This is a genomic window from Serratia sp. JSRIV006 (assembly GCF_019968685.1).
GTDB lineage: Bacteria > Pseudomonadota > Gammaproteobacteria > Enterobacterales > Enterobacteriaceae > Chania > Chania fonticola_B.
Genome location: NZ_CP074137.1, coordinates 4509564 through 4536324, shown reverse-complemented (window position 1 = coordinate 4536324; position 26761 = coordinate 4509564). Strand labels below are relative to the sequence as shown.

The window sequence follows — 26761 nt, the reverse complement described above, 5'->3', positions numbered from 1 at the left end:
TGGCCGAAGTGGTGAATAAGCAATGAAAGTCTGGCGGAGCACAATAGTCGCAGCGCTGTTACTAACCTTTGGTGCGCAGGTACAGGCGGGCATTATTGTCGGCGGAACGCGCCTGGTTTATGACGGTGGTAAAAAAGAAGCCTCTCTGGGGATTAATAACCCGGATAAGGTGCCCTATCTCATTCAGTCCTGGGTTGACACGCATGAAGGGGACACGTCCAAGGCGCCATTTATCATTACCCCTCCTTTATTCCGTTTGGATGGTGAGCAGAATAATATTCTACGCGTAGTGCGTGCTGGCGGGAATTTACCGACCGATAAAGAATCTCTCTATTGGCTGAACATCAAATCTATTCCTTCGGCTAAGAAACAGGAAAACAGTTTACAAATTGCGGTCAAGACGCGCATCAAGCTGATTTATCGCCCACAGGGGTTACCCGGTACGTTAGAGGACGCCGCCAAGACATTGACCTGGCAGCGTAGCGGTAACGCGGTTCAGGTGACCAATGCATCACCCTATTTTATCACGCTATTCTCAGTCAAGGTTAATGGTAGTCCGCTGAAAAATGTCAGCATGGTTGCACCGAAGTCCAGTGCGCGCTTTGAACTACCCGACGGTAGTCTTGGTGGGGCATTGAGCTGGGAAGTTATTAACGATTACGGCGGTATTACTAAACCGTTTATCGGGGTTCTATAAGGCATTCACCAGATTAAATACAGCTAATCCCTGCACAGGTAGTACAGGGAAGGGACGCGGCTTGCCGGAATTTACTGGCACGGCTGATAAATGGAGTTAAATGGATGAAAAACCCGAAGCGTATAGGCTCGCGCGGATTTGACCGTACCCCGCTGACCTGGTTGATCTCATGTCAGGTTGCCATGTTAATGGGAATGTCCGGTAGCGCACAGGCCCGCGATTACTTTAACCCGGCACTGCTGGAGCTTGATAATCCGTCTCAGCGAGGGGCTGATCTGACGGTTTTTGAAGATGGCCGTACTCAGGCCCCAGGTACGTACCGGGTTGATATCTATCTGAATGGGGCGATGATCGATACCCAGGATCTTGATTTCTCCCTGCAGCGAAGCCCGGCAGGTGAGGATAGCCTGCAGCCTTGCCTAAGCAGCGATATGCTTGAGGCAATGGGCGTGAAGATCGCTTCCTTCCCCGCTATCCCGGCCTCTGGGCAGTGCGTTAATCTGGCGCAGATCATTCCCCAGGCATCGGCCTCGTTCCGTTTTAATCAACAGCGGTTGGACATCAGTATCCCCCAGGCGGCATTGAACTCGACTGTTCGTGGCTATGTTCCGCCAGACCAGTGGGATCAGGGAATACCGGCGCTGTTGGTCAACTATAACTTTAGCGGTGCCAACAGTTGGGCACGTAGCAGTAAGAGCTCGGACAGCAATAGCTATTATCTCAACCTGCGTTCAGGGATCAACCTCGGCGCCTGGCGTCTGCGTAACTACTCAACCTGGAATCGTGACTCTGAGGGTGAAAGCCACTGGGATTCCATCAATACCTATTTACAGCGCGATATCGTGGCGCTGAAGAGCCAGTTGATACTGGGCGATAGCTCCTCCCAAAGTGAGGTGTTTGACAGCGTGCCTTTCCGTGGCGGTCAGTTAGCTTCGGATGATGACATGCTGCCAGAGAGTTTGAGGGGTTATGCACCGACGGTGCGAGGCATTGCCCGCAGTAACGCTCAGGTCACGGTTCGCCAGAACGGCTATGTCATTTATCAGAGCTATGTGCCACCTGGGGCCTTTGAAATCAGCGATCTCTATCCGACGGCGGGCAGCGGCGATCTGCAAGTGAGCATTAAAGAGAGCGATGGCAGCGAGCAAAGGTTAGTGGTGCCGTTTGCTTCCGTCCCGGTGTTACAGCGGCAAGGGCGTTTCAAATACAGCCTGACCAGCGGCCAATATCGTTCATCCAACAGTAACGTGGATGATACGTTGTTTACTCAAGGCACGGCGATCTACGGCTTGCCGAGTGGGGCCACCCTCTACGGCGGCGTGCAGGCCGCCAGCAAATATCAGGCACTGGCTCTCGGCTGGGGGCAAAACATGGGGGTTATCGGCGCGTTTTCTGCCGATGTTACCCAGGCTTGGTCTAAACCTGAATTTTCTGCCAAAGAGCGCGGCCAGTCGTGGCGTATGCGTTACGGCAAGAACTTTGTCGAAACGGGTACCAGCTTCACCTTGGCCAGCTATCGTTACTCTACGGCGGGGTTCTATACGCTGCAGGAAACGTTAAATACCTATACCGGCGGCAAAACATCACAAAGTCAGAATCACAAGAAGAGCCGTGCTGAACTGTCGATGAGCCAGACGCTATGGGAAGGTGCCGGTTCACTGTCGCTCAGTCTGTACAACGAAGATTATTGGAACGATCGGCGCCGTAACCAGTCGGTGAGCGTCGGGTATAACAATAGCTGGAACAGTATCAGCTATGGCCTGAACTACACCTTCAGCAGAGATGGTTATGACAGCAGCGGCGAACGCGTCAACTACGACGACCATATTCTCGCCTTAAATATCAGCATGCCATTGGGTGGAAGGCTGTCTGACAGCTATGCAAGCTACAACCTGAATACCAGCCGTAAAGGCACCACCAGTAACTCAGTCGGCCTGAACGGTACCGCATTACCCAGTAATAACCTGAGCTATAACGTCAGCCAGGGCTACACCAGCCAGGGAGTCGGAGCTTACGGCAATAGCAGCCTTGGCTATCGTGGCGGCTTGGGCAGAGTCAACGTGGGGTATGGCTATAACCGTTCCGATCAACGCCTCAACTACGGTGTGCAGGGTGGGATCCTCTTGCACGAAGACGGTTTGACACTCTCGCAACAGATGAATGAGACAGCGGTGCTGGTGAAAGCACCGGGAGCCAAGGGTGTCAATATAGCCAACCAATCAGGAGTGACGACCGACTGGCGTGGCTATGCCGTGGTGCCTTATGCCACGGTTTATCGCAAAAACAATATTGCGATAAATACCACTACTCTGCCAGATGATGTCGATATGACGATAACCAGTCAGACGGTGATCCCAACCCGTGGTGCCATCGTGCGCGCCGAGTTCAAACCTAATGTCGGTCAGCGGGTATTGATGACCCTGTTGAGGCAGGGGGCGCCAGTACCGTTCGGTGCCACCGTAACCGATAGCAATGGGGGTGACAACGGCAGCATCGTCGGTGACGGTGGTCAGGTATTCCTCTCTGGGATGGCCGGTAGCGGCAAGTTGCAGGTCAAGTGGGGCAACGCCGCGTCACAGCAATGCCAAGTGTCTTACAGTGTGCCGGAGCAACAAGATAGCGCCGGGATCCGTTTGATGAATGGCCAATGTTTATAAAGGCTTTAATGATGAATAAATGGAAATCGTTAGTGCATTATTCAGCCATCGGGGGAGTTATCGCCTTGGGATTGGGGAGCCTGCCATCGGCGCAGGCAGCCATCGGGCAGTGCGAACCTGCAGGCTCCACTATGGGTTATCACTTTACGTTTAATCAGTTGTTCGACCATCCGGATAAGAACACGGCTGGCAAGACGTTTTATGAGGTGAATAAGGCCGAAAATGTGTGGCAGAACGAGGGGGACGGGTATCGGGTCAACTGCGACTGCGGTAGCGAAACTCGGATGAAAGAGTCGTTTATTATGGCTGTCCCAAGGGGGGCGCCTCTGCCGGATGGGGATGGTAGCAGGCAGTTCTATTCGTTGAGCGGTAGCGAGGATTTTTCTGCTGCTATGGATGTGTATATTGCCGGTGCCGTCAATAAATATTTCCCTGTGCCTTTCCCAGGTAACGGATGGCGGGGGAATGGTTTTTTTAACCGGCCTCAGGATTGTAAGGGCGTACTCTATGATAGTGGTGCACAAGGATTAGTTCATCTCTATTTCAGGCAGGCGGTTATTGGCACGTCGACAATAACGCATTCTCCCCTGTTGGATGTCTATATTAATTCGGATCCCAATGTAGGCCGGGGGAGCAGACCAACGGCTTCAGTGAGCATGAGCGGTAAGATCACCGTGCCGCAAAAATGCGAACTTAAAAATCCAATGATTACCGTGCCCTTTGGCAGCATTATGTCCACCGATTTTAAAGTTAAAGGCCAAAAGCCAAGTACCGTCCAGATACATGAAGAAACCCTGTATCTGGAGTGTACCAACCTGTCGACGCGCGCAAAAATCAGCTTGCTGTTTGAGGGCGAGGTGAATCCTCATGATCCTACTGCCCTGAAGACCACTACCACTAATGGTTCGGTGACGTCGAATAATGATGATATTGCGATCAGAATTGAGGAAAAACGTGGCGGGAACACTCAGGTTATTTCGCCTGGAGATCGGCTATCAATGGAAATGAATGGCTTGGGTAATATCAATAGCGATAGTCAGACGACATTGAATTTCTACCCTATTAGCACGACCGGCAAAGCACCGAAAGTTGGAGACTTTGAGGCAACCGCGACTATTACGGTAAAAATGGAATAATCTCGTTTGCATCGGCAATCTCGAACTTTCTGCGAAAGTAAGTTTAACTAAAATGGAGAAGGATAGTTATTATGGATATGAAAGCAATTTTTAAAACGACTGCATTGTGCCTGGCTCTCGGTGGTATGGGGATCAGTTACTCGGCTCTGGCGGTCGATGCACGTATAAAGATCACCGGTACGGTTAAAGCTTCGCCATGTACGGTCGATGCAGTGGGGGGCGATGTAAACGTGAATTTGGGGGAGATCAAGGCACATACTCTGACTGCGGGTGCGGGGAGCGATTGGCAGAGTTTTAGTCTGGATCTGAGTGACTGCCCAGTTTCAACCACTAACGTTACTGCGGCATTCACCGGTACGGCAGCGGAGGAAAGCACGGATTTGTATAAGAACGAGGCGGCCAATCCTGCCGGTGCCGTGCAGATTGAAATGGTTGATGGCAGTTCATCAGCTAATCGCCGGTTGGGCAGCGGCAGTGATATGACCGTGGCTGTCGATCACTCCACCAATAAAGCGAGTTTCCCGCTGAAGGCGCGCGCTTTTAGCACTAACGGTGGTGCAACCCCAGGCAGTATTGAGGGCGTTGTGCAGGTGGCACTCACCTATCAGTAATCACCAGTAATACCCTCTAGCCATAAGAAAACCTGGCCCCACTTTTTTATGGTAGCTTTACCTGTGTCTGTTGGGTTAATTGCCTGGGGCTTATTAATTGTTGGTAGCTGACTTTATTTTCAATGTGTTGTTTGATCAATAAAAACAAGAAAAGATAGCCCTCATAAATATGAGAGGGAATGACATTTTTGCACACCAATTTATCAAGGAAGTAAAAAAGGGTATTTAGCAGAAATGGGAGGTTTAATATGACAGTGGTTCATACTTATCAGAGAGGGAGTGCGCATTCCCCCAGCCCTTATGGGCTAAAAGGGGACGGTGTGATTGTAATGGAATCTTGCCCCATCACGGCACTCGGAATGCGTAATATTTTGGCCCAGTCCTGTGGACTGACGGACGAGGTACAGCGGGTCAGTAATCTGGAGCAAATCCCAGGATTGATGCGCCACCGTCCGGCCCGGCTGTTGATTATGGAACTGTGTGGTGAAGAAGAGTCGGTTCTGGATGGTTTAAGGCTGATTGCGCAGTGCCTGGAGCATTGGCCAACCACGGCGATGATCGTGTGTACCGCTCTTGACGATCCTCGGGTGCTGCAATTGCTGACCGCATCAGGTATCAAAGGGCTGGTGCTCAAACAGGAGCCTGGCGTTGCGCTGGCGCAATGCGTAAAGCAGGTCTTATCGGGCTGTCGCAGCTATAGCCATAAGGTGCGTCAATTGCTGAGCAGTCAGTCTGCCATTGGCAAAGCCTTGACGTCCCGTGAACTGGATGTGTTGACGCACCTGTTTTCCGGTAAAAGCGTGACCACCGCGGCGTTGATGATGCACCGTGATGTCCGCACCGTCAGCACCCATAAGCGCAATGCGATGCACAAGTTGGGCTTTCAGAATGACGGTGAACTTTATTTGCAAGGCAAGTGGATGGCAAAGACCGGCCCGGTGTTTGCCCGCTAACCCTTGATACCGCTATGCACTTGTTCTCTGAATGGGATCAACGAGATATTTATACAGGAGTCGTCTATGCAACCGTTGTCACAAAAGCCGCTTGGCTTGGCGTTAATGGATCGCAGCCCACTCACACTTACTGGGCTGTCTTGCTTTCTTGGCACGCTTAACGTCGCCAATGAGATTATCGTGCAGGAAACCAGCATGGCTGCGGTTGCCGAAAGGTTGCTGTACCAACCCGTCGATATTCTCATCACCGAACTTAATGGCCTGAATGAAACCATCGCGCAGTGCCGGGAAGTTCTACTTAATTTGTGTGCGCAGCAGCCTGAGTTACGTGTCATTGTTTACACCCGCAGCCAGACAGGGGAGGATCTGTGCAAGCTGCTTGATGTGGCCAATATCAGCGTGGTATCCCGTGGGGATGAATTGCCGCTGGTCGGGGAGTTTTTTCACCGGGTATTTAACGGTGAGCGCGTATTGAGCCCGTTGATTGGCTCTTATCTGGCGCGTAGCGATCCTGAAGATGTTTCAAGCCTGCATCATCTGACCCGCTGCGAAAATGATGTTCTGTCGTTCTTGTTCAACGGGATGAGCCTGCGGGAAATTGCTGAACTGCAACAACGCAGCATCAAGACCATCAGCGCGCACAAATGTAATGCCATGCGCAAACTACAGGTTAAAAACGACAGCGAGCTGTTCTCGCTGAGAAAAAACATTAGCCAGCAGTTTGCCGATTGATGGCTAGAAATCGTTGCCCCGCCTTGCTGTCATCAAGTATGGCGGGGCATACCGCCCATCGTGATCGTCTCTGATATATAACGTAAGAATATTGGCTGTTGCACGGCTAACGACATCTGCGAAGTAAAAAATGTGGTACCAGTTTGAATCGGTGGCCTGCGTTGGGTTAAATATGTATTACCCGGAAGCGTTCAACATTGCTGGCAGTATAAATAACGGTGTTCTGAATGTTGCGATGGCCCAGGTAATCTTGAATGAGCCTGGTGTCGATCCCTCTGTCTGCCAGGGCATAGCCGCAGGAGTGGCGGAGCATATGGGGATGGACCTGGACGTCGATACCGGCTAATTGACCGTAGGACTTTATTAATCGGTAAAGTTGTTGGCGTGAAATTTGCCCACCGTGGCGAGAAAGAAACAGCCAAGGGCTATCAGGTTCCAGGTAGCTTGGGCGTTTTGCCAGCCAACGGCTCAGTGCGATACGCTCACGGATTTGAATAGGATGTTGGACTGAAAAACCGTTCTTTAGGCGCGATACGTGTAAGCGGTTGGTGGCCAGGTCAATATCCTCCAGCCGCAGCCCCCGTAGTTCACTGACGCGTAACCCATGAATAAAGCACATCAACAGCATACAGCGATCGCGGCAACCGTTGGCACCGTCCGGGACGGCGGAGATCATTCTCTCAATTTCAATATGGCTGAGATATTTGCGTTTTGTCATTCTCTATCCCTAAGTTAAATAAAGCAAATATGACGGGTGTTTATTCATTTAAACATTGAATACCCTGATCAGCAAACAAAATAGCAGTGTTACTGCGGCATTAATCCTGCGGCATTATCTTATTACTAGGTTTGCAGCGGGGTTAATGGTTATTTATTAAGAAAAAATCAACTCACTTGATCATCAGGAAACCCGGGTTGATGGATTTAAAAATCGTGTATTTATAAATGTCCACCAATCTAACAGGTTAGTTGTTTATCTAAATAGACTTGAACATCTTTGGGTTTATACCTATTTTTGAGATTTTTATTATTGTGTTAATAATGTTTTTAGCTAGACAAACAGCTGCTTGCTCTATATTGGCTTTAGTTATCGCCCCGCGTTTGGCCTGCACGGGCAGGCCAGGGCCAGCATCTGCCCGCCCAACAAAATGAGAATTGTTATTGATATCACGCTTTCGCCCACTACAATGCCCGCCAGTGCATGATTTTTGAATAGGGTTTCTGATGGAGTTGTTACGGGTGGTGTTCCAGCAGTATCGCTGGCCGTTTCTGGCGGTAATGGCGTTAACCATGGCCAGTGCGGCGTTGGGGATTGGCATCATTGCATTTATTAACGTGCAACTGATGGGAGCGGCGGGTAACCCGCTAGTGGTGTTGCCGCAGTTTCTCGGCCTGTTGGCCCTGCTGATGGCTGTTACGCTCGGTTCTCAGTTGGCGTTGACCACTTTGGGGCACTATTTTGTTTATCGGCTGCGTGGCCAACTGGTAAAGCGCATATTGGATACCCATATTGAACGGTTAGAGCAGTTGGGCAGTGCCTCACTGTTGGCTAGCCTGTCGAGCGATATTCGCAATATCACCATTGCTTTTGTCCGCCTACCGGAGTTGGTTCAGGGGGTGATCCTGACCCTGGGATCGGCTGCCTATCTGGGCTGGCTGTCGCCTGCCATGCTGGGTGTGACCGCGATATGGGTGACGATCACCATTTTGGGAAGTTGGTATCTGGTCTCGCGGGTTTATAGCCACCTGAGCAGCGTGCGCGAAGCGGAAGAGCGGCTCTATCTGCATTATCAAGCGGCGATCGACGGGCGCAAAGAATTGGCGCTGAACCGCGATCGGGCAAAAATGTTATTCCAGCAGGCTTACCAGCCCGATGCCAGTGACTACCGTTACCATATTATCCGCGCAGATACCTTCCACCTTAGCGCCGTGAACTGGTCGAATATCATGATGCTGGGCGCCATCGGCCTGGTGTTCTATATGGCGAACAGCTTGGGTTGGGCGAACACCACGATAGCGGCGACCTATTCCCTGACCTTACTGTTCCTGCGTACCCCCTTATTACAGGCGGTTGGGGCATTTCCGACGCTGATTGCGGCCGAAGTGGCCTTCAATAAAGTGAAGGCGCTCAAACTGGCAGACTATGATCCGGCATTTCCGGCTCCACAGGCTCGTACGTGGCAAACGCTGGAACTGCGCGACGTGGCATTCCACTATGCGGCGGGCGAACAGCAATCAGGGTTTGCGGTTGGGCCGATCAATTTGACGTTACGGCGGGGCGAACTGGTATTCCTGATTGGCGGCAACGGCAGCGGTAAATCGACGCTGGCCATGCTGCTCACTGGGCTGTATGTGCCCGTTAGTGGGCAGATCCTGCTGGATGGCCAACCGATTACGGTCGCCGATCGTGAAGATTATCGCCGCCTGTTCTCTGCCATCTTTACGGATTTCTACCAGTTTCACCATCTGTTGGGGCCGCAAGGGGAACAGCCGGACGCCGAACTGGTGGAAACCTGGTTGCAGCGCCTGAAAATGAAAAGCAAATTGGAGTTCGACGGTACGCGCGTCACCAATCCGCAACTGTCACAAGGGCAGCGCAAGCGCCTGGCCCTGTTGCTGGCGGTGGCTGAAAAGCGGGATATTTTACTGCTGGATGAGTGGGCGGCGGATCAGGATCCCCAGTTCCGCCGTACTTTCTACCGCGAATTACTGCCTCAGCTGCGCGAAATGGGAAAAACCGTGTTTGCCATCAGCCATGACGACCATTACTTTGAACATGCGGATCGCCTGCTGCAAATGCGAGATGGCCATCTGAGCGAACTGATTGGGGATAAGCGCCATCAGGCGAGCCGGGACTCCGTCAGCCAGCTTGATTGAATTGCTTAATTTGCCGGGGCGCTAATATTCGCCCCGACATAGCGAGTCGGTTGAGGAATATCTGTCGCCTCATAGGTTTAGGCTAGTTGAGTGATTGTTTATATCGATAATCAAAATCGCCGCCAATGATTTACTCTGTGTCTTGGGGAAAACGGTACATGACAGTGCGCTTGTGGTACCGATTTTAATTGGCAACAGGGTAGTCAGGGGAGCAGGAACGCGCCGATGCATAATCACTCACTCATTCCCACCACAGAGGTCCCACTAGCGGAAACGCTAAAATTTCCGCCATCCTGGCAGCTCAATGAGCGGCAACAGCGCTTTATTGAAGATCTTTGGCTGGAGGAAGATCATGCCGTGCCCGGTTCAGCCGATAATCTTGCGACGCCCGGCCAAGATGCCGAACAGCATCTGCAGCAGCGTTAACCCTAGCAAAATCGTCAACGGCACCGTCCAGCCTTGCGTCAAATCATGCACCAGGCCAAACAAGGTCGGCCCCAGTGCGGCCAGCAGATAGCCGATAGACTGTGCCATCCCTGACAGCACCGTTGCCTGATGATGGTGCTGGCTGCGTAGACCAAAGAAGGACAGCGCCAGCACCAATGAACTCCCCGCCCCCAGCCCGGCAAAGATCAACCAGATAAGCGAGTGGGCAGGCAGCAACAGCAATCCGCCTACGCCAATAAAGATCAACAGCGAACTGACCAGTGCGATCCCCCGCTGGTCGCGCGCGCGTGGCAGTGCAAACACCATCACAAAGTTGGCGGCGATCGCCACGATCTGATAAACAAACAGCTCGAAGCCCGCCTGCTGCGGTGAGGTGCCGTGGCTGGCGGCAAAGGCGCTGAACCAACCGATAATGGTATAGAAGGTGATGGATTGCAGCCCCATGAACAAGGCCACCTGCCAACCCAGGGCGCTGCTCCAGGGGGAACGAAAGGTTTCTGCGGCCACCGGCGTGCCGGTTCGGGTAACCGGAGTGGGCTTGCGCTTCAGTTGGGGTAGCCAGATCGCCAGCGCGATAAACGCCGGCAGGCTCCAGCACAGCAATGAAAAACGCCAGCCGTTATCGTTGAATGCCGCTAACGGCACCGCCATGCCGGAGGCGATAGCGGCCACCAGTGACATCACGGCTGCATAGGTACTGATCATCACTGCCGCCCGATGAGGAAAATCGCGTTTTACCAGCGTGGGTAATACCACGTTGGCAAAGGCGATGGCCGCGCCTATCAGCACCGTCCCCAACCACAGCATGCCATCCCAAGGTTGTGAACGCAGCACGATCCCGGCGACCAGCAGCGCCAGCGCCAGCCCAAGGGTGCGCTCAATTCCGATGCGCTTGGCCAGCGACGGCGTTAATGGCGATAACACCGCAAACAGGATCAGCGGCAGGGAGTTGAGTAACCCGGCAGCGGTGGCAGAAAGCATCAGTTGGCGCTGGATCTGTTCCAGTAACGGGCCTACGCTGGTTAAAGGAGCGCGCAGGTTAGCCGCCACCAGCATGATGCCGGCCAGCAATAAGAAACGCGTCAAACGGCTGCGTTTAACAACACAATTTGCGGATGGTTCGGGTTGGGGCATGAGATCCTCGCATCAGGCATGCAGCCAATCATTACTGCATGACGAGATGCGTTGATTGACGTTAACGCTTACGTACAGGCAGGGCTGCCAGTATCTACGCGCCAGTTTAGGAAAGATATCCCCGCCTGACAAGAGGTTAAGGAAGCGCCGCTTGGCACCCACCAGGTGACTTTGATCAACGCGAGGGAAACTATTGCTGGCAGCATTGCCCGCTATAACGGATAGTAACGGCAGTAAACTTATTGTGAGGAATCGCTATGTCTTCTTTCTACAGCCCCCGCCGTATTGTGCTTTACACCATCGCCGTGATCGTGATTTTGGTGATTGTCGGTCTGGTGACCCACCTGGGTGTCGGTTGGCTAAACTGAGCCAATTAACAGTTTTGTGATGTTGATCACCTAAGGAAAGAAAAGCCTTTTCGCTGCTGCCCGCCAAAGCCGCTTTCACTGTGCTATTTTTCACATACTCTTAACCTGCCGCCCTATCGGCCTGCGGCAGATTTCACTTTTCTCGCGCCCGCCGAGGAAATAGTTTCATTTCATTTCGATTCGAAAGCTTTTTACTCCCATTTACTGCTAAAACTGCCCTGTAACCCCGATCACAATTTCATTGCTTTCGCTTTGTTGTAATACCGCCGCAGTAGAGCGAAAGCCATCATCTCCCGGCCAAAACCGGAAACCTGAGGACCTATTGCTCATGCCAGTGAACACCGCTAAACGACGTGAACACATTATCGATTTGCTCTGCGAGCACGGAAGCGTGCGGGTGGAACAGCTCAGCAAACAGTTTGCCGTTTCCACGGTGACGATCCGCAACGATCTGCGCTTTCTGGAACGTAAAGGCTGTGCGCTGCGTGCCTATGGCGGGGCGATGCTCAACCAGCAGTTTGCCTTCGACCGCCCGCTACATGACAAGGGGCGCTTGAACCGCGATGTGAAATCACAGATTGCCTGCCGAGCAGCAAGCTACGTGCGTGACGGTGATGCGCTGATCCTGGACTCCGGTTCCACCACGGCCCAGATCGTGCCCTGGTTGAAACCGCGCCGCGATCTGGTGGTGATGACCAATGCGCTGAACATTGCCTATGAGCTGTCAGGTTACGACGGGGTGGAAGTGATGGTGTTGGGGGGAAGCGTCCGGCAGAACTCCTATTCGCTCTATGGCCCGGCTGCCGAGCAGCAATTGCGCCAGTACCGCTTCGACAAACTGTTTCTGGGCGTCGACGGTTTCGATCTGGTTGCGGGGATCACTACGCCTCACCCCGGTGAGGCACACCTCAATCGTGTGATGTGCGAGGTGGCGCGCGAAATAATCGCGGTAGCGGATGCCAGCAAGTTTGGTCGCAAGAGCTTTTGCATGATCCGCGAAGTCGGGCAAATTCATCGGCTGATCACAGATAGCCGTCTTCCACAAGATTATCAGCAGGCGCTCAGCGATTTAGGCGTAGATGTGGTGATAGCCGATCGCGAGTAGGGCGCCCTCATGGGGGATTCATGCAGCAGTGGTTACAACTGGTAGCACAGCACAAGGCCGGCCAGCCGGTGGGGATATTTTCCGTTTGCTCCGCGCATCCTTGGGTATTGCAGGCCGCCTTGCGGCAGGCAAAGGCACGTGGCACGCCGGTATTGATCGAAGCGACGTCAAACCAGGTTAACCAGTTTGGCGGCTACACCGGCCAGACCGCCGCACAGTTTCGTGATGCGCTGTGGCAGATGGCGGATGACATCGGGTTACCAAGGAGCGCTATTTGGCTGGGGGGCGATCATCTTGGCCCCAACGCCTGGCAAGACCGCCCGGCACAAGAGGCGATGGCGCTATCCGAAACCCTGATTGACGACTATGTGCGCGCCGGATTTCGCAAGATCCACCTCGACTGCTCCATGTCCTGCGCTGACGATCCCACCCCGTTGGGTGATGAAGTGGTGGCGCAGCGTGCGGCGCGTCTGTGTGCGGTGGCAGAACGAGCCTGGCAGCAAGCGGGTGGTGAAGCTCCGGTATATGTGATCGGAACCGAAGTACCGGTGCCGGGCGGTGCGCAGGAAACGCTGCAAGGCATCCAGGTGACTACGCCACAGGCAGTCTCCGCCACGTTAGAAGCGCACCGTCATGCCTGGCAGCAGGCAGAGCTGAGCAGCGCCTGGTCACGAGTGATCGCCTTGGTAGTGCAACCCGGCGTCGAGTTCGACCATCACAGCGTCGAACATTACCAACCGCAGGCGGCGCAGGAATTGAGCCGCTTTATCGAACGCCAACCGGGTTTGCTGTATGAGGCCCATTCGACCGACTACCAGGCACCGAAGGCTTATTCGCAACTGGTGCGTGACCATTTCGCCATTCTGAAAGTCGGCCCGGCGCTCACCTTTGCGCTGCGTGAGGCGCTGTTTGCCCTCGATCGGATCGAACGTGAATGGTTGGGGGAGCATTGTTCAGCCCAGCTGTGCGCCACGCTTGAGCAGGTGATGCGTGAACAGCCGCAGCAGTGGAGCCGCTATTATCACGGCAGCCCGCATCAACAGTATCTGGACCGGCACTACAGCCTGAGCGATCGCGTGCGCTATTACTGGCCGCAGCCACAGGTTCAGCAGGCAGTGAATGCGCTGATGGACAATCTACGGAGCAACCCAATCCCGCTGGCCTTGCTCAGCCAGTATTTACCCGATCAGGCACGGGCCTTGAATGCCGGTGAGCTGAGCCAGGATCCGCAAGATTGGGTGATCCACAAAATTACCCAGGTGCTCGACGACTACCACTCAGCCTGTTACCCGGAGGTGCGCTGATATGCCCAATATTCTGATGACCCGTATCGATAACCGCCTGGTGCATGGCCAGGTCGGGGTGACCTGGACCAACACGCTGGGAGCCAATCTGGTGGTAGTAGCCAACGATGACGCCGCTGCCGATCCGGTACAGCAAAACCTGATGGACATGGTGGTGGCGGATGGCGTGCAGACTCGGTACTTCACCCTGCAAAAAACCATCGACGTGATCCATAAGGCGGCGGATCGGCAAAAGATTTTTCTGGTGTGTAAAACGCCGCAGGACGTATTGACGCTGGTGCGAGGCGGGGTACCCATCACCTTCGTCAACGTTGGCAATATGCACTTCGCCGCAGGAAAACGGCAAATCCACAAAACGGTCTCGGTGGATGACGATGACATTGCCGCCTTTCGTGAGCTGGCGGCGTTGGGCGTAGCCTGCGAGGTGCGCCGGGTGCCGGATGAAGCCGGTGAAGCGATAGGCAAACTGCTCGCTTGAGCGCAGGGGGAAGCATGTTAACTGACGCGTTATTGATTGCATTGCTGGCGGGGTTGGCCGGGGTCGACCTGTTCGACGGCCTGACCCACTTCCACCGCCCGGTAGTGATGGGGCCGCTGGTTGGCCTGATCCTCGGGGATGTCACCACCGGCTTGCTGGTGGGCGGGACGCTGGAACTAGTATGGATGGGCATGGTGCCACTGGCCGGTGCGCAACCGCCTAACGTGGTGATCGGCGGGGTAGTCGGCACGGCGTTTGCCATCCTCACCAAGGCCGATCCCAAGGTGGCCATTGGCGTGGCGGTGCCGTTCGCCATTGCGGTACAGGGCTGCATCACGCTGCTGTTCACCGCGTTTTCACCCATGATGCACCGCTGCGATCGCATGGTGCAGGAACTGAACTGGCGCGGCGTTGAGCGGGTGAACTACCTCGGCATCAGCATCCTGTTTGTTTTCTACTTTGTGGTGGCGTTTTTGCCGATCTACTTCGGTGCCGATGCGGCCAGCGCCATGGTGCAGAAAGCGCCGACCTGGCTGCTGGATGGGCTGGCGGTGGCGGGTGGCATGATGCCGGCGATCGGCTTCTCACTGCTGATGAAAGTGATGATGAAGAAAACCTACGTGGCGTATTTCATCCTCGGCTTTATTTCGGTGACGTTCCTTAAGCTGCCGATCCTGGCGGTGGCGCTGGGGGCATTGGCGATCGCGCTGATCGATTTCTTTAACAGTCAACGGGCAGATGCGGATGTGACCAGAAAGCCTGTTCAACCGGAGGACGCCGAAGATGGCATTTGATGATTCTGACGATCTGCTGGCGCAAAAGGCAGCAAAACGCCTGGAACAGGCATTGGCCACCAGCCAGGTAGAGCAGGATGACTATGTTGATAGCCAGCCAGCAGAAGCGCTGACGCGTAGCGATATTAACCGCATGGCCTGGCGCTCGCTGCTGCTGCAGGCATCGTTCAACTATGAACGTATGCAGGCCGGTGGTTGGCTGTACACCCTGATCCCTGGCTTGCGCAAGATCCACCGCAATCCTCAGGATCTGGCGAATTCGATGAAGATGCATATGGAGTTTATCAACGTGCATCCCTTCGACGTCACCTTCCTTTCGGGACTGGTGCTGGCGATGGAGCAAAACAAGGAGAAAGTCTCCACCATTCGAGCGGTGAAGGTGGCGCTGATGGGGCCGCTTGGAGGCATTGGCGATGCGCTATTCTGGCTGACGCTGTTGCCGATTTGTGCGGGCATCGGGGCATCTCTGGCGCTGGAAGGCAGCCTGTTCGGGCCGATAGTGTTCCTGCTGTTGTTCAACGTGTTCCACTTCGGGCTGCGCTTTGGGCTGGCGCACTATGGCTATCAGGCGGGCACCAGTGCGCTGACGCTGTTGAAAACCCATACCAAACGAATATCCCATGCGGCGTCAATCGTGGGCATGACGGTCATCGGCGCGCTGGTGGCCTCTTATGTACATCTTTCCACGCCGCTGATCATGCATGCCGGTAAGGCCACCGTGGCGTTGCAAACGGACGTGCTCGATAAGTTGATGCCCAACCTGTTACCGCTGTGTTTCACGTTGCTGGTGTTCTTCCTGATGAAGCGCGGTTTCTCACCGGTGAAACTGATCGGTGTGACGGTGGTGATTGGCGTAGTGGGTAAATTTATCGGTTTACTGTGAGGAAGAGAACATGCCAGGAATTGTCATTACCGGCCACGGCGGTTTCGCCAGTGGCCTGCTACAGGCGGTAGAGCAGGTGGTAGGGGAACAGCCTGCCTGTATCGCGGTGGACTTCCCGGTCCATATGGGGACGGCGGAGCTGAAAGTCGCATTGAGTGCGGCGCTGCAAGCGGTAGAACAAGCGGACGGCGTGGTTTTCCTTACTGATATGCTGGGGGGATCGCCTTTCCGTAGTGCCTGCGAGTTGGCCGATGCGCATGGCAACTGTGAGGTGTTGACCGGGGTGAATATGCAGTTGGCTGCCGAAATGATGCTGGAGCGCGAAGGGCTGAGCCTGATCGAGTTCCGTGACATGGCGCTGGCCTGCGGCAAACGCGGTTTGACCAGCCTGTGGCATGAGCGGCGTAAGGTGAAATGCGCCAACGCCGAGGCTGATGGGATTTGACCCTCACCCCAACCCTCTCCCACAGGGAGAGGGAGTTGATAGCCTCTGCTCTTTTGGAAGTATAGAGATCATATCAGCAACCTCGAGCCCCCTTGATCCAGGGTGAGTCACTACAATTTCAAACACACTCGATCGGTTCCCTCTGCCTGTGGGAGTTGATAGCCCCTGCTCTTTTGGAAGTATAGAGATCATATCAGCAACCTCGAGCACTCCTTATCCAAGGTGGATCAGTCGATGCTTATGAAGGGTCACGATACTTTCCGTTAAACTCGATCGGTTCCCTCTGCCTGTGGGAGTTGATAGCCCCTGCTCTTTTGGCAGTATAGAGATCATATCAGCAACCTCGAGCACTCCTTATCCAAGGTGGATCAGTCGATGCTTATGAAGGGTCACGATACTTTCAGTTAAACTCGATCGGTTCCCTCTCCCTGTGGGAGAGGGTTAGGGTGAGGGGTATGTTGAGGCTAACTCGGTATCGGCAACGGGCTAAGCGCCATCTGGGCCGGGCCATGTTCGTCGCGGCTGAAACGCCAGCAGGTCTGATGATATTTCGCCACGCTGTTGCGGTGTGCCACGCTGACCAGCGTGACCTCCGGCAGTTCGTCAACCAGCAGGCAATACATCAATTGCTCGGTTTCATCATCCAACGCGCTGGTGGCCTCATCCAGGAACAGTACATCCGGGCGGGTAAGGATCGCGCGGGCAAACGCCAACCGCTGCTGCTCGCCCGGTGAAAGCCGATGGCTCCAGTTGGCGCTGGTATCCAGCCAGCGTTGCAGGTGCTTCAGCCGGCAGTTTTCCAGGACTTTCAACAACTGCTCATCGCTGTAGTCTTTATCCTGGTGTGGATAGCTTAGCGCCTCACGCAGCGTACCGATCGGGATATAGCTGCGCTGCGGCAGGAACAGCGTAGTGAGATGTTTATCCAGGCCGATCTCACCAGAACCGTAAGGCCAAATCCCGGCAATCGCACGTAGCAGCGTAGATTTACCACAGCCAGAAGGGCCGACGACCAGCACGCGCTCGCCGCGTTGCAGCGTCATGGTTGCCGCACTTAACAGCGGCTGTCCATCGGGCAACGTCAGGCCAACATCGCGCAGCATTAGCGGTGAGTGGTCTTCCTGTTGCAGGCTGATGCCGCGGGTCAGGTTATGGACCTCGTCCACCGCCGCGTTAAAGCCAGCCAGACGGTTAACGCAGGCTTTCCAGGTGGCCAGATTGGAAAACGCGTCGATAAACCACGACAGCGAGCCTTGCACCTGGCCAAACGCGGAGGAGATCTGCATCAGCCCGCCCATCTGGATCGCACCGGAGAAATAGCGTGGTGCCGCCACCAGCAGCGGAAAGACAATGGCAAACTGGCCGTAGAAGTTGCTGGCGATATTTAGCCGCCGGGTGATACGCATGATCGACCACCAGTTGCTGCGGATGGCTTCAAAGCGGTTACTTAGCTGCTGCTTCTCACGTGGTTCACCGTGATACAGCGCGATGGCATCGTTATTTTCACGGATACGGATCAGCCCGAAACGGAAGTTCGCTTCATAGCGTTCCTGATTAAAGCCGAGCATAACCAGCGGCTTGCCTACCCACCAGATCAGCAACGATCCCAGCGCCGCGTACAGCAGGGCAAACCACACCATATAACCGGGCAGGGTAATGGTATGTTGGGCGATCACAAAGGTCATCGGCCCGCTGATATGCCAGAGAATGGTAATAAACGAACAAAGCGTCACCAGGCTGGAAAGCAGACCGAGCGACAAAGATAAGGTGTACTGGGTCAGGACGTTGAGATCGTCGGAGATACGTTGGTCGGGGTTATCGATAATCTGCTGCTGTTCGGTATGGTAATAGGCCTGATGCGCCAGCCACTTGCCCATAAATTTTTCCGTCATCCAGCGCCGCCAGCGCATCTGTAGGCCCTGGGTCAGATAGATCTTGTAGACCGCCAGCACGATGAAAGCCAACGCCAGATAGGTAAAGCGCCACAGTTGGGCTTTGAATACCGGGTAGTTTTTATTCTGCAGGGCATCATAGAACACTTGGTTCCACTGGTTGATCAGCACGCTGATATAGACCAGCCCCAGGGATAGGCCAACGATGGCGATCAGCATCGCCCAGGCGCGCCATTTTTCTTCCGAAACCCAAAAGGGTTTGATCAACTGCCAGACGGCCCGTTTTTGTGTGGTGCTCGTGTTCATGAAAATCCAGAAGGTATCGTTTTCTTCTAGCATGGGCACGAGGCTGGTAACAAACAAACCGCCACATGTAAGCAGTTTTGACGTGGCTCATTATTTGCAATACAGCGGAGATAAAACGAGCGCAAGAAACGTTGAGTAGCGTAAGGCGAGGGCGTCTTTGGCGCGGCGGCAAATCACAACACATAATGAAATTGTTACAACTATGTTCGGGGCGAACATGTGCTCGCCCCGACAGATTTATTTCACGGCATCTTTCAGCAAGGCTTTCCAGCCTTCAACATTCCCCAAATACTCCTGCACGGGGATCTGGGATAGCCGCCCTTGAGTATCCTCCAGGGCAAAGGTCGGGAAGCCATGCCCTCGGACTTTGGCAAGCAGTGCGCGGCTGTCGGCGATATGCTGTGTCGTTGGCGCGCCGCTGTTCAAACGCATCTCGGCAATAAAGGCAGCAGGATCCAGGCCCAGCTCACTCGCCAGCGCTTCCAACACCGGCGTATCGGCAATACGTCGTCCTTCCCGGTAGTGAGCTTCCTGAATGCGGTGCAGCATATCCAGGCCCCGTCCAGCGAGCTGTTCAGCGGCCAGGATCGCAACGATCGGTGGCTCAGAGTCCATCACCGCCGTGGTGTCACGCAGCAGTCCGTTGAAGTAACCGTCGCCGAAGGGCTGGCCGGTTAGCTCGGCAATCCGTTTATCATGGGGCATCACGTAATTGCGCCATTCCTCGTTGATGGTTCGGCGGGCATTGCCGGTCATCATGCCACCGGCGTGCAGGGCAACGGTCAGGCCCGGAATAGCCTGGGCAGCCTTGGCCAGCGGTGCTGCACCGTAACACCAGCCGCACAGCGGATCGAAAATGTAATGCAGGGTCGTCATGTTTTTGCTCCTACCGCTTTACTGCGGCCACTTCATTTCGCCTTTCAGCACTTTGGCGCTCAGTTCCAGGCTAGAACCATCTTGCAGCTTTGGATAGTGCTGCTGCATGGCCGCGATCAGTTCCGCGGAATTCTTGGTTTTTGGCAACTCACTTTCCAGCGTGGTCAGGTAATTGTGGGTAAAGGTCACCGACTCCAGCGTTTGCGCCGCTCCCGGCAGGAAGTGCCCCGGAACCACTACCTGCGGTTTCAGCGCCTTGATGCTTTCCAGCGTTTGCTGCCAATGAGCGCGTGACTCGATGGTCTGATTATCCGCAATCCACGGATGAATATTGTCACCGGCTACCGGCACACCACCCACCACGGCTTTCAACGATGGGATCCACACAAAGGTGCGGTCTGGCGTTGGGCCATTGAGGCCTTTCACTTCGACCTGCTGGCCATCGATGCTAAAGCTGCTGCCCTGCAACGGCTGCGGCACGATCACGGTTTTCGGTGCATTCTCCTTCAGGATGGGGCCCCAATAGGCGAGTTTACCTGCCTGGGTCGCATTGATCGCTTTGATCGTTTCCGGTGAAGCAATGATAGTTGCTTCTGGGAAGGCGGCTTTGATCACGTCCAGGCCGAAATAGAAATCCGGATCCGAATGGCTGATGTAGACCGTGGTCAGCTTCTTACCGGTGGCCTTGATCTTTTTCACCAGTTCCTGCGCGTCGTTACGCTGGAATTGGGCATCGATCAGCGCCACTTCGTGTGGGCCGCTGACAATCTCGGAGGAGACCGGGAATACGCTCTTTTCGCCAGGGTTATACACTTCCAGGGTCAACGTATTAGCTGCATTGGCGAAGGTGCTGAATGAAACGAAGCCGGTTACGGCCAGGGTCAGTAATGATTTCTTAAACATGTGCAGGTGCCTTTTAGGTATTTGTTGTCGTTGGCCAGATGATAGGTTGCATAGAACGAGAGAAAAACCGGATAATAAGCAATTATTAATTGCGTAAATCGAGCGAATCATGGATCGCATTACCGCTGCAGAGGTTTTTGTCACTATCGTCGAACGCGGCAGCATGATTGCGGCTGCGGATACCCTGGCGATGTCGCGGGCTATGGTGACGCGCTATCTGGCGCAGATGGAACAATGGGCTGGCGCACGGCTGTTGCACCGTACTACGCGTAGGCTCAGCCTGACCGATGCCGGGGAGCGCACCTTGGAACGTTGCCGCCAAATGCTGGCGGTAGCGAAAGATATCGATCTGGTCGAAAATGAGCAGAGTGATGATTTACGCGGCCTGTTACGCATCAGTTGCTCGCAATCGCTCGGCCAAACGGCGCTGGTGGGGGCGGTGGCGCAGTACCTGAAACGTCATCCTCAGGTTGCTGTGGACCTGCAAATGGATAACCGGGCGGTCAATCTGGTGGAAGAACGGATCGATCTGGCGCTACGCATCACCAATGAGTTGGATCCTAATCTGATTGCTCGGCCGCTTTCCAACTGCGCTTCGGTGATCTGCGCGTCTCCAGCCTATCTGGCCGCTCATGGCACCCCGCGTCACCCGCAAGATTTAGCTCTGCACAACTGCCTGACCTACTCCTACTTTGGTAAAAGCCTGTGGCACTTTGATGAGCAGGGTGTGAAGTCGGCGGTGGCAGTCAGCGGTAACCTCAGCGCCAACGAGTCGGTGGTGCTGTTGGCAGGAACGCTGCAAGGAGCGGGGATTTCCATGCAGCCTTACTATTCCGCTGCGCCACTGTTGGCAAAGGGGGAGTTGGTGGAACTGTTACCGGGGTATCTGTCACAAACGATGGGGATCTACGGCATTTACACTTCGCGCCGCCAAATGCCCGCCACGTTGCGCACCATGCTGGACTTCCTGGTGGAATGGTTTGCCACCGATCCTGGCTGGCGTGCCACGCTGCGTTAGCGTTGGATCACGGAAGCCAGGCGGGCGGGCAACTGTTGCGCCTGCTGCTGCAAGTGCTGCACAAAGGCCGTGACCAGCGCGGAAGAGGGGCGGTGCAGCGGGCGGATCAGGCTCACGGTAAATGGCACCTCGACGCTGAAGGGCCGCACATGAACGCCATTATTGGCGTAATCCAACGCGGTCAGTGGGTTGACGATCGAGATGCCGACTCCGGCCTTGACCATCGCACAGACCGAGGCGGCGCTGTGGGTCTCCATCACCATCCGGCGCTCGATGCCTTGCTCATGGAACAATGCATCCAGCAGTTGCCGATAGCTGTCGGTGCTCGACAGACTGATAAAGTTTTCTGCGTTGAAGTCCTGCGGCGTCAGCGTGCTTTTCGCAAGCATTGGGTGCCCGGCAGGCAGCACACACACTTCATTCATCGTCAGCAGCGTCATGCGCTCGGTGCCAGCGGGCGTCAGGGTATTCTCCGTCAGGCCCAGATCGTGGCGCTGTGCCGAAAGCCATTCTTCCAGCAATGGTGACTCCTGTGGGATCACACTGAAGCTCACTTCCGGGTAACGATCGACAAAAGGTTTGCACACGGCAGGCAGCAGCGATTGGGAAAACACCGGCAGACAGGCAATGGAAAGCTGCGCCTGCTGGAATTGCCGGATACCTGCCGCTGCATTCTTGATGCGATCCAGGCCGTAATAAGAACGCTGCACTTCTTCAAACAGCCGCAAACCTTGCACTGTGGGGTAAAGACGGCCACGTACGCGGTCAAACAGTTGCAGCTGGATCAGCTTCTCGAAGCGGGCCAGTTCGCGGCTGACGGTCGGTTGTGAAGTTTGCAGCAGCGCCGCCGCCTCGGTCAGATTTCCGGTGGTCATCACCGCGTGAAAAATTTCAATCTGGCGTAGGGTAATGGCGTACATGGCGAAACTCCACGGAGAGGGAAAGCCATATCATAAATGAATAGACTATGGCGAAATAGATATTTTTCACACAGAGGCTGCTGCGGCATGATGGTGGAAAATTTGATTATGGGAACCGAACCATGCCACGCGCCTTGAACGACACCTCTACCGCCCTGAACGCCGCCAATCTGCTGGCGCTGCCCCCACGCTTTGGTTGCCCGGTCTGGGCCTATGATGCAGATATCATCAGCCAGCGTATCAGCCAGTTGCAGCACTTTGACGTGATCCGTTTTGCCCAGAAAGCCTGCTCGAATATTCATATTCTGCGCCTGATGCGCGAGCAGGGCGTCAAGGTGGATTCGGTGTCGCTGGGGGAAATCGAGCGCGCGTTAAAAGCCGGTTTTGAGCCGGGTGGCGAGGATATCGTATTTACCGCAGATGTGCTGGATCACGCCACGCTGGCGCGCGTCAGCGAATTGAAAATCCCGGTCAACGCTGGTTCTATCGATATGCTGGAACAGCTTGGTCAGGTGTCTGCCGGGCATCCGGTGTGGCTACGTATCAATCCTGGTTTTGGCCACGGCCATAGCCAGAAAACCAATACCGGCGGTGAAAACAGCAAGCACGGTATCTGGTATGCCGATCTGCCGCAGGCGGTCGCCAAGGTGCAGCAATACGGACTGAAACTGATCGGGCTGCATATGCACATCGGTTCCGGGGTGGATTACCAGCACCTGGAGCGCGTGTGTGATGCCATGGTGCAGCAGGTGATTGCCCTGGGGCAGGACATTACGGCGATTTCCGCCGGTGGCGGCCTTTCTATCCCTTATCAGCAAGGGGAAGAGGCGATTAATACCGAACACTATTACGGCCTGTGGAACCGTGCACGTGAGCGAGTTGCCGCACATCTGGGCCATCCGGTGAAGTTGGAAATCGAGCCGGGGCGTTTCCTGATGGCGGAAGCGGGCGTGCTGGTGGCCGAAGTGCGTTCGGTAAAACAGATGGGCAGCCGCCACTTTGTCTTGGTAGACGCTGGGTTCAACGATCTGATGCGTCCGGCGATGTATGGCAGCTATCACCATATCTCCCTACTGCCTGCCGACGGCCGCAATACTGATCATCAACCGCTGCAAGACACCGTGATTGCCGGGCCGCTGTGTGAGTCAGGTGATGTGTTTACCCAGCAGGCGGGTGGCGGTATTGAAACCCGTCCGTTGCCGCAGGTGCGGGTCGGGGATTATCTGGTGTTCCATGACACCGGGGCCTATGGCTCGTCGATGTCCTCCAACTACAACAGTCGTCCGCTGCTGCCGGAAGTACTGTTTGAAAACGGTGAGCCTCGGCTGATCCGTCGCCGTCAGACGATTGAAGAATTGATCGGGCTGGAGTTAATTTAAGCGTAGGGGCCAGGTACCACGGACTCACGCAGTTTTAACTCACCGACAAACGGCGTTAGCGGTTGTAGCGCTTCGCCGTTGATCAGACGCAGGGCTTGGGCGATCGCCGCTTCGATCATCGCATCGATCGGCAGGTAGACGGTGGACAACGCCGGTTGCAGATAGGCGGCGCTTGGTTCATCGTCGAAACCAAACAGCGAAACGTCCTCAGGCAGGCGTTTGCCAGCCTGGTGCAGGGCCTTCATCGCACCGATGGCCATATCATCGTTGCTGGCAAACAGCGCGCTGAAGGAGTTGCCGCTAGCCAGCAGTGCCTTACAACTGAGGTATCCGCCGGGTACGCTGCTATCACCGTTGGTGATCAAGGCATCATTGAACGCAACCTGGTGGCGTTCCAACGCCTGACGATAACCCGCCAAGCGGGATTGGGCGGTGGGGGTATCAATAGGCCCGGTGATGCAGGCGATCTCACGGTGCCCTTGACGGATCAGGTAATCCACCACGTTGAAGGCGGCCTGTTGCTGTTCGAAGAACACGCAGCGCTCACGGGCCTTCGGCAGATCGCGGTTAATGATCATCACCGGAACCGGCAGGTCTTCCAGCAGCTCCATCAGGGCGCTTTCGCTCATAAAGCGGGTGTAAAGGATAATCGCGTCGCAGCGGCGATCCGCCAGCAGCCGTACCGCCTGCAATTCATCTTCTGGCGTGTCGTGGCCGTCGGTGACGATCAGGTGCTTGCCGCTGGCCTCGACCAGTTTGGCAGCCTGGCGCAGCAAACGGCCAAAGTAGGGGCCGTCAAAATTGGACACTACCAGCCCAATACTGTTGGAGCTTTTATTGGCCAGCGATTGGGCGAGAAAGTTCGGCCGGTAGCCCAATTCATCCATTGCCTTGAACACCGCATCACGCGTGCTTTTCTTCACCTGGCCGGTGCCATTTAAAACGCGGGAAACCGTGGCTTTGGACACCCCCGCGCGCATGGAAACATCCAACATGGTGATCATCAATGGCTACCCTCTTTCAACGTCCGCTGCGGTAAATAGTGCTGAGTCTAGCATAGGGTGAGATCGGCTCGAACATGTTCGACCCCTACAAATTCAGCAACCTATGTTGTTGGGGCACCCATGCATTGATTGGCGTACACTGACGGTGCAGGCGTTTAAGGCATTTTTCCGAGGGGATTAGCGTGTTTCGTATTGTGCATCTGGCGGACTATCCGCAGCATCAGCAACAGGTTATCGACTGGCAGTGGCAGGCGTTTGGCAGCGAAAACAGCCGGGAATTCTTTGCCAGTGTGGTGGCCAGCAGCCTGCGGCATGAAGGTTTGCCGATCACCTTTATCGCCCTGTTGGATGACCAGCCGGTGGGCACCGTGGGGCTGTGGCGCTGTGATTTGATCAGCCGCCAGGATTTAACGCCGTGGCTGGCCGCGCTTTACGTTGAAGAGAGCCAGCGCGGCAGCGGGCTGGGGTTGCAGCTCCAGCAATATGTGCAGGAGTACAGCCGCCAAGCCGGGTTCAAGGAGCTGTATCTGTATGCCGAATTTAGCGGTTATTACGAACGCCATGGCTGGCAGCACATCGGCGAGGCGCTGGAGTACCCGGATCGCCCCGTGCGCCTCTACCACCGCCGGCTAGATTAGCTCTGATCGAAAGCGTTATTGATGCTGGCGACCGAATGGCGGCGGACCAGCGTCGGGCTGAACATATTGGTGATCTCCGGTAGCGGCTGGTTGTTGGCCAACGCTAATGCCAGCTCTGCTGCTTGCGTTGCCATCGCCACCACCGGGTAGCGGATAGTGGTCAGGCGTGGGCGCAGATAGCGGGAAATCAGCACGTCGTCAAAACCAATCAGCGAAATCTGGCCAGGAACGTCCACGCTGTTATCACTGAGCACCGAAAGCGCCCCGGCGGCCATCGGATCGTTATAGCAGGTGATGGCGGTAAATTGCTTACCACGGCCCAGCAACTCGGTCATGGCCTGCTCGCCGCCAATCTCATCCGGCTTGCCGTAGGCAACCAGCTTCTCATCCACCGCAATACCGTGTTCTTCCAATGCATCCAGGTAGCCCTGCAATCGATCGGCAGCATCTGAAATCTGATGGTTGGAGCAGATGAAGGCGATCCGCTGGTGGCCCTGCTGGATCAGATGGCGGGTAGCCAGCCAGGCACCGTAACGATCGTCTAGCGCTACGCAGCGGGGCTCAAACCCAGGCAGCGTTCGGTTGATCAGCACCATGCCTGGGATTTGGCGCATCCAGACGGTCAGCTCATCGTCGGTCAGCTTCTTGGCATGCACCACCAAGGCCGCACAGCGATGGCGCACCAGTTGCTCAATGGCCTGGCGCTCTTTTTCGGCATTGTGGTAACCGTTACCAATCAGCAGAAAATTATGCGTGGCGTAGGCCACCTGCTCCACGGCTTTTACCATGGCACCAAAGAAGGGATCGGAAACGTCAGAGACAATCAGGCCCAGGGTTTCGGTGGATTGCTGTGCCAGCGCACGGGCATTGGCGTTGGGGTGATACTGCAATCCTTCCATGGCGGCCAGCACGGCGGTTCGTGAACTTTCGCTGGCTTTTGGGGAGTTATTTATTACGCGGGACACCGTGGCGACGGAAACACCCGCCAGCCTGGCAACATCCTTAATCGTGGCCATATCTGCAACACTTCCTGGGTAATCGCTTACATTCCTCAGTTTTGCGGAAAAAATCGCGCGCCGCAAGGGCTGGTATCGCTAACTTGTGGTGAGCGTTGCATTTATGGCTTTTAAATTCACCTTTTCACCCCAAGCGGATCCAGGGTTAACGGGCGCAACGTGCGGTGCCCCAACGATCCGGGTTGGTT

Annotated in this window: 24 protein-coding genes; 16 read left to right on the top strand and 8 right to left on the bottom strand. The window is 55.1% G+C overall.

Annotated elements, in window-relative coordinates; genetic code table 11:
* Positions 1–22: 22 nt before the first annotated feature.
* The 6 genes from KGP16_RS20985 (at position 23) to KGP16_RS20960 (ending at position 6786) form a co-directional block, all read left to right on the top strand.
* Entirely contained in the window at positions 23–697 is a 675-nt protein-coding gene (locus KGP16_RS20985; RefSeq protein WP_021806159.1) for a molecular chaperone, read from the top strand.
* A 104-nt stretch (positions 698–801) separates the two neighbouring features.
* On the top strand, positions 802–3354 hold the full coding sequence (locus KGP16_RS20980) for a fimbria/pilus outer membrane usher protein (protein ID WP_223500278.1): 2553 nt from the start codon (positions 802–804) through the stop codon (positions 3352–3354).
* Entirely contained in the window at positions 3345–4490 is a 1146-nt protein-coding gene (locus KGP16_RS20975; protein WP_037375677.1) for a fimbrial protein, read from the top strand. Before KGP16_RS20980 ends, KGP16_RS20975 begins: the two co-directional genes overlap by 10 nt.
* A gap of 71 nt (positions 4491–4561) precedes the next feature.
* A complete protein-coding gene (locus KGP16_RS20970) occupies positions 4562–5101 on the top strand; it encodes a fimbrial protein (protein ID WP_021806156.1) in 540 nt (179 codons plus the stop codon).
* A gap of 359 nt (positions 5102–5460) precedes the next feature.
* The gene (locus tag KGP16_RS20965; protein ID WP_021179842.1) at positions 5461–6054 is read left to right on the top strand and encodes a response regulator transcription factor; all 594 of its coding nucleotides are present in this window, start codon (positions 5461–5463) and stop codon (positions 6052–6054) included.
* Positions 6055–6120: 66 nt separating this feature from the next.
* Complete coding sequence (locus KGP16_RS20960) at positions 6121–6786, top strand: response regulator transcription factor (protein ID WP_021806155.1); 666 nt, start codon at positions 6121–6123, stop codon at positions 6784–6786.
* 166 nt (positions 6787–6952) lie between these two features.
* On the opposite strand, the gene KGP16_RS20955 is transcribed toward KGP16_RS20960, so the two are convergent.
* Positions 6953–7504 carry a tyrosine-type DNA invertase gene (locus KGP16_RS20955; protein WP_021806154.1) on the bottom strand — a complete coding sequence of 184 codons (552 nt, stop codon included), beginning with the start codon at positions 7502–7504 and terminating at the stop codon, positions 6953–6955.
* A 506-nt stretch (positions 7505–8010) separates the two neighbouring features.
* Between KGP16_RS20955 and KGP16_RS20950 the strand changes: the two genes are divergently transcribed.
* Positions 8011–9663 (top strand): multidrug ABC transporter permease/ATP-binding protein, encoded by a 1653-nt coding sequence (locus KGP16_RS20950; RefSeq protein WP_223500277.1) that lies wholly within the window; start codon positions 8011–8013, stop codon positions 9661–9663.
* Between the two features lie 366 nt (positions 9664–10029).
* Here KGP16_RS20950 and KGP16_RS20945 read toward each other — a convergent pair whose 3' ends face one another.
* On the bottom strand, positions 10030–11244 hold the full coding sequence (locus KGP16_RS20945; RefSeq protein ID WP_094981495.1) for an MFS transporter: 1215 nt from the start codon (positions 11242–11244) through the stop codon (positions 10030–10032).
* A 696-nt stretch (positions 11245–11940) separates the two neighbouring features.
* Here KGP16_RS20945 and agaR point away from each other — a divergent pair.
* The 6 genes from agaR to agaF are packed head-to-tail and all read left to right on the top strand — an operon-like array spanning position 11941 to position 16621.
* Complete coding sequence (gene agaR / locus KGP16_RS20940; protein WP_037375671.1) at positions 11941–12717, top strand: transcriptional repressor AgaR; 777 nt, start codon at positions 11941–11943, stop codon at positions 12715–12717.
* Between the two features lie 20 nt (positions 12718–12737).
* Positions 12738–14021, top strand: a complete 1284-nt coding sequence (locus KGP16_RS20935) for a D-tagatose-bisphosphate aldolase, class II, non-catalytic subunit (RefSeq protein ID WP_094981496.1) — start codon at positions 12738–12740, stop codon at positions 14019–14021.
* A 1-nt stretch (position 14022) separates the two neighbouring features.
* Positions 14023–14499, top strand: coding sequence for a PTS N-acetylgalactosamine transporter subunit IIB (agaV, locus tag KGP16_RS20930; protein ID WP_021806150.1), 477 nt, complete (start codon positions 14023–14025; stop codon positions 14497–14499).
* A gap of 14 nt (positions 14500–14513) precedes the next feature.
* The gene (agaW, locus tag KGP16_RS20925; protein ID WP_021179850.1) at positions 14514–15293 is read left to right on the top strand and encodes a PTS N-acetylgalactosamine transporter subunit IIC; all 780 of its coding nucleotides are present in this window, start codon (positions 14514–14516) and stop codon (positions 15291–15293) included.
* Positions 15283–16176, top strand: a complete 894-nt coding sequence (locus KGP16_RS20920) for a PTS system mannose/fructose/sorbose family transporter subunit IID (RefSeq protein ID WP_024485029.1) — start codon at positions 15283–15285, stop codon at positions 16174–16176. The genes agaW and KGP16_RS20920 overlap by 11 nt, the downstream gene beginning before the upstream one ends.
* Positions 16177–16186: 10 nt before the next feature.
* A complete protein-coding gene (gene agaF, locus KGP16_RS20915; protein ID WP_094981498.1) occupies positions 16187–16621 on the top strand; it encodes a PTS galactosamine/N-acetylgalactosamine transporter subunit IIA in 435 nt (144 codons plus the stop codon).
* A 464-nt stretch (positions 16622–17085) separates the two neighbouring features.
* Here agaF and KGP16_RS20910 read toward each other — a convergent pair whose 3' ends face one another.
* From KGP16_RS20910 to KGP16_RS20900, 3 genes are all read right to left on the bottom strand, one after another.
* Positions 17086–18819 (bottom strand): ABC transporter ATP-binding protein/permease, encoded by a 1734-nt coding sequence (locus KGP16_RS20910; RefSeq protein WP_021806147.1) that lies wholly within the window; start codon positions 18817–18819, stop codon positions 17086–17088.
* A gap of 237 nt (positions 18820–19056) precedes the next feature.
* On the bottom strand, positions 19057–19695 hold the full coding sequence (locus KGP16_RS20905) for a DsbA family protein (RefSeq protein WP_218518952.1): 639 nt from the start codon (positions 19693–19695) through the stop codon (positions 19057–19059).
* Positions 19696–19713: 18 nt separating this feature from the next.
* Positions 19714–20598, bottom strand: coding sequence for an MBL fold metallo-hydrolase (locus tag KGP16_RS20900; protein WP_021806145.1), 885 nt, complete (start codon positions 20596–20598; stop codon positions 19714–19716).
* Between the two features lie 109 nt (positions 20599–20707).
* On the opposite strand from KGP16_RS20900, the gene KGP16_RS20895 reads away from it, so the two are divergent.
* A complete protein-coding gene (locus tag KGP16_RS20895; protein WP_021179856.1) occupies positions 20708–21616 on the top strand; it encodes a LysR family transcriptional regulator in 909 nt (302 codons plus the stop codon).
* Here the strand turns inward: KGP16_RS20895 and KGP16_RS20890 are convergent.
* Positions 21613–22536, bottom strand: coding sequence for a LysR family transcriptional regulator (locus KGP16_RS20890; protein WP_209522713.1), 924 nt, complete (start codon positions 22534–22536; stop codon positions 21613–21615). The two genes, KGP16_RS20895 and KGP16_RS20890, sit on opposite strands and share 4 nt — an antisense overlap.
* 122 nt (positions 22537–22658) lie before the next feature.
* On the opposite strand from KGP16_RS20890, the gene lysA reads away from it, so the two are divergent.
* Positions 22659–23915, top strand: coding sequence for a diaminopimelate decarboxylase (lysA, locus tag KGP16_RS20885; RefSeq protein WP_021806142.1), 1257 nt, complete (start codon positions 22659–22661; stop codon positions 23913–23915).
* On the opposite strand, the gene KGP16_RS20880 is transcribed toward lysA, so the two are convergent.
* On the bottom strand, positions 23912–24919 hold the full coding sequence (locus KGP16_RS20880; RefSeq protein ID WP_209522711.1) for a LacI family DNA-binding transcriptional regulator: 1008 nt from the start codon (positions 24917–24919) through the stop codon (positions 23912–23914). The genes lysA and KGP16_RS20880 overlap by 4 nt on opposite strands.
* A gap of 182 nt (positions 24920–25101) precedes the next feature.
* On the opposite strand from KGP16_RS20880, the gene KGP16_RS20875 reads away from it, so the two are divergent.
* Entirely contained in the window at positions 25102–25557 is a 456-nt protein-coding gene (locus KGP16_RS20875; RefSeq protein WP_021806140.1) for a GNAT family N-acetyltransferase, read from the top strand.
* On the opposite strand, the gene galR is transcribed toward KGP16_RS20875, so the two are convergent.
* Positions 25554–26573, bottom strand: a complete 1020-nt coding sequence (gene galR, locus KGP16_RS20870; RefSeq protein ID WP_021179861.1) for an HTH-type transcriptional regulator GalR — start codon at positions 26571–26573, stop codon at positions 25554–25556. The two genes, KGP16_RS20875 and galR, sit on opposite strands and share 4 nt — an antisense overlap.
* Positions 26574–26761: the final 188 nt, after the last annotated feature.

What these genes read in the sequence shown, in the direction of transcription:
- KGP16_RS20890 (WP_209522713.1), bottom strand. Translation starts at nt 22,536, where the DNA reads ATGTACGCCATTACCCTACGCCAGATTGAAATTTTTCACGCGGTGATG.
- KGP16_RS20935 (WP_094981496.1), top strand. Translation starts at nt 12,738, where the DNA reads ATGCAGCAGTGGTTACAACTGGTAGCACAGCACAAGGCCGGCCAGCCG.
- KGP16_RS20970 (WP_021806156.1), top strand. Translation starts at nt 4,562, where the DNA reads ATGGATATGAAAGCAATTTTTAAAACGACTGCATTGTGCCTGGCTCTC.
- KGP16_RS20985 (WP_021806159.1), top strand. Translation starts at nt 23, where the DNA reads ATGAAAGTCTGGCGGAGCACAATAGTCGCAGCGCTGTTACTAACCTTT.
- KGP16_RS20955 (WP_021806154.1), bottom strand. Translation starts at nt 7,504, where the DNA reads ATGACAAAACGCAAATATCTCAGCCATATTGAAATTGAGAGAATGATC.
- agaW (WP_021179850.1), top strand. Translation starts at nt 14,514, where the DNA reads ATGTTAACTGACGCGTTATTGATTGCATTGCTGGCGGGGTTGGCCGGG.
- KGP16_RS20960 (WP_021806155.1), top strand. Translation starts at nt 6,121, where the DNA reads ATGCAACCGTTGTCACAAAAGCCGCTTGGCTTGGCGTTAATGGATCGC.
- KGP16_RS20920 (WP_024485029.1), top strand. Translation starts at nt 15,283, where the DNA reads ATGGCATTTGATGATTCTGACGATCTGCTGGCGCAAAAGGCAGCAAAA.
- KGP16_RS20980 (WP_223500278.1), top strand. Translation starts at nt 802, where the DNA reads ATGAAAAACCCGAAGCGTATAGGCTCGCGCGGATTTGACCGTACCCCG.
- KGP16_RS20975 (WP_037375677.1), top strand. Translation starts at nt 3,345, where the DNA reads ATGTTTATAAAGGCTTTAATGATGAATAAATGGAAATCGTTAGTGCAT.
- KGP16_RS20965 (WP_021179842.1), top strand. Translation starts at nt 5,461, where the DNA reads ATGCGTAATATTTTGGCCCAGTCCTGTGGACTGACGGACGAGGTACAG.
- galR (WP_021179861.1), bottom strand. Translation starts at nt 26,573, where the DNA reads ATGGCCACGATTAAGGATGTTGCCAGGCTGGCGGGTGTTTCCGTCGCC.
- agaR (WP_037375671.1), top strand. Translation starts at nt 11,941, where the DNA reads ATGCCAGTGAACACCGCTAAACGACGTGAACACATTATCGATTTGCTC.
- agaF (WP_094981498.1), top strand. Translation starts at nt 16,187, where the DNA reads ATGCCAGGAATTGTCATTACCGGCCACGGCGGTTTCGCCAGTGGCCTG.
- KGP16_RS20895 (WP_021179856.1), top strand. Translation starts at nt 20,708, where the DNA reads ATGGATCGCATTACCGCTGCAGAGGTTTTTGTCACTATCGTCGAACGC.
- KGP16_RS20905 (WP_218518952.1), bottom strand. Translation starts at nt 19,695, where the DNA reads ATGACGACCCTGCATTACATTTTCGATCCGCTGTGCGGCTGGTGTTAC.
- KGP16_RS20900 (WP_021806145.1), bottom strand. Translation starts at nt 20,598, where the DNA reads ATGTTTAAGAAATCATTACTGACCCTGGCCGTAACCGGCTTCGTTTCA.
- KGP16_RS20950 (WP_223500277.1), top strand. Translation starts at nt 8,011, where the DNA reads ATGGAGTTGTTACGGGTGGTGTTCCAGCAGTATCGCTGGCCGTTTCTG.
- KGP16_RS20910 (WP_021806147.1), bottom strand. Translation starts at nt 18,819, where the DNA reads ATGAACACGAGCACCACACAAAAACGGGCCGTCTGGCAGTTGATCAAA.
- lysA (WP_021806142.1), top strand. Translation starts at nt 22,659, where the DNA reads ATGCCACGCGCCTTGAACGACACCTCTACCGCCCTGAACGCCGCCAAT.
- KGP16_RS20945 (WP_094981495.1), bottom strand. Translation starts at nt 11,244, where the DNA reads ATGCCCCAACCCGAACCATCCGCAAATTGTGTTGTTAAACGCAGCCGT.
- KGP16_RS20880 (WP_209522711.1), bottom strand. Translation starts at nt 24,919, where the DNA reads ATGATCACCATGTTGGATGTTTCCATGCGCGCGGGGGTGTCCAAAGCC.
- agaV (WP_021806150.1), top strand. Translation starts at nt 14,023, where the DNA reads ATGCCCAATATTCTGATGACCCGTATCGATAACCGCCTGGTGCATGGC.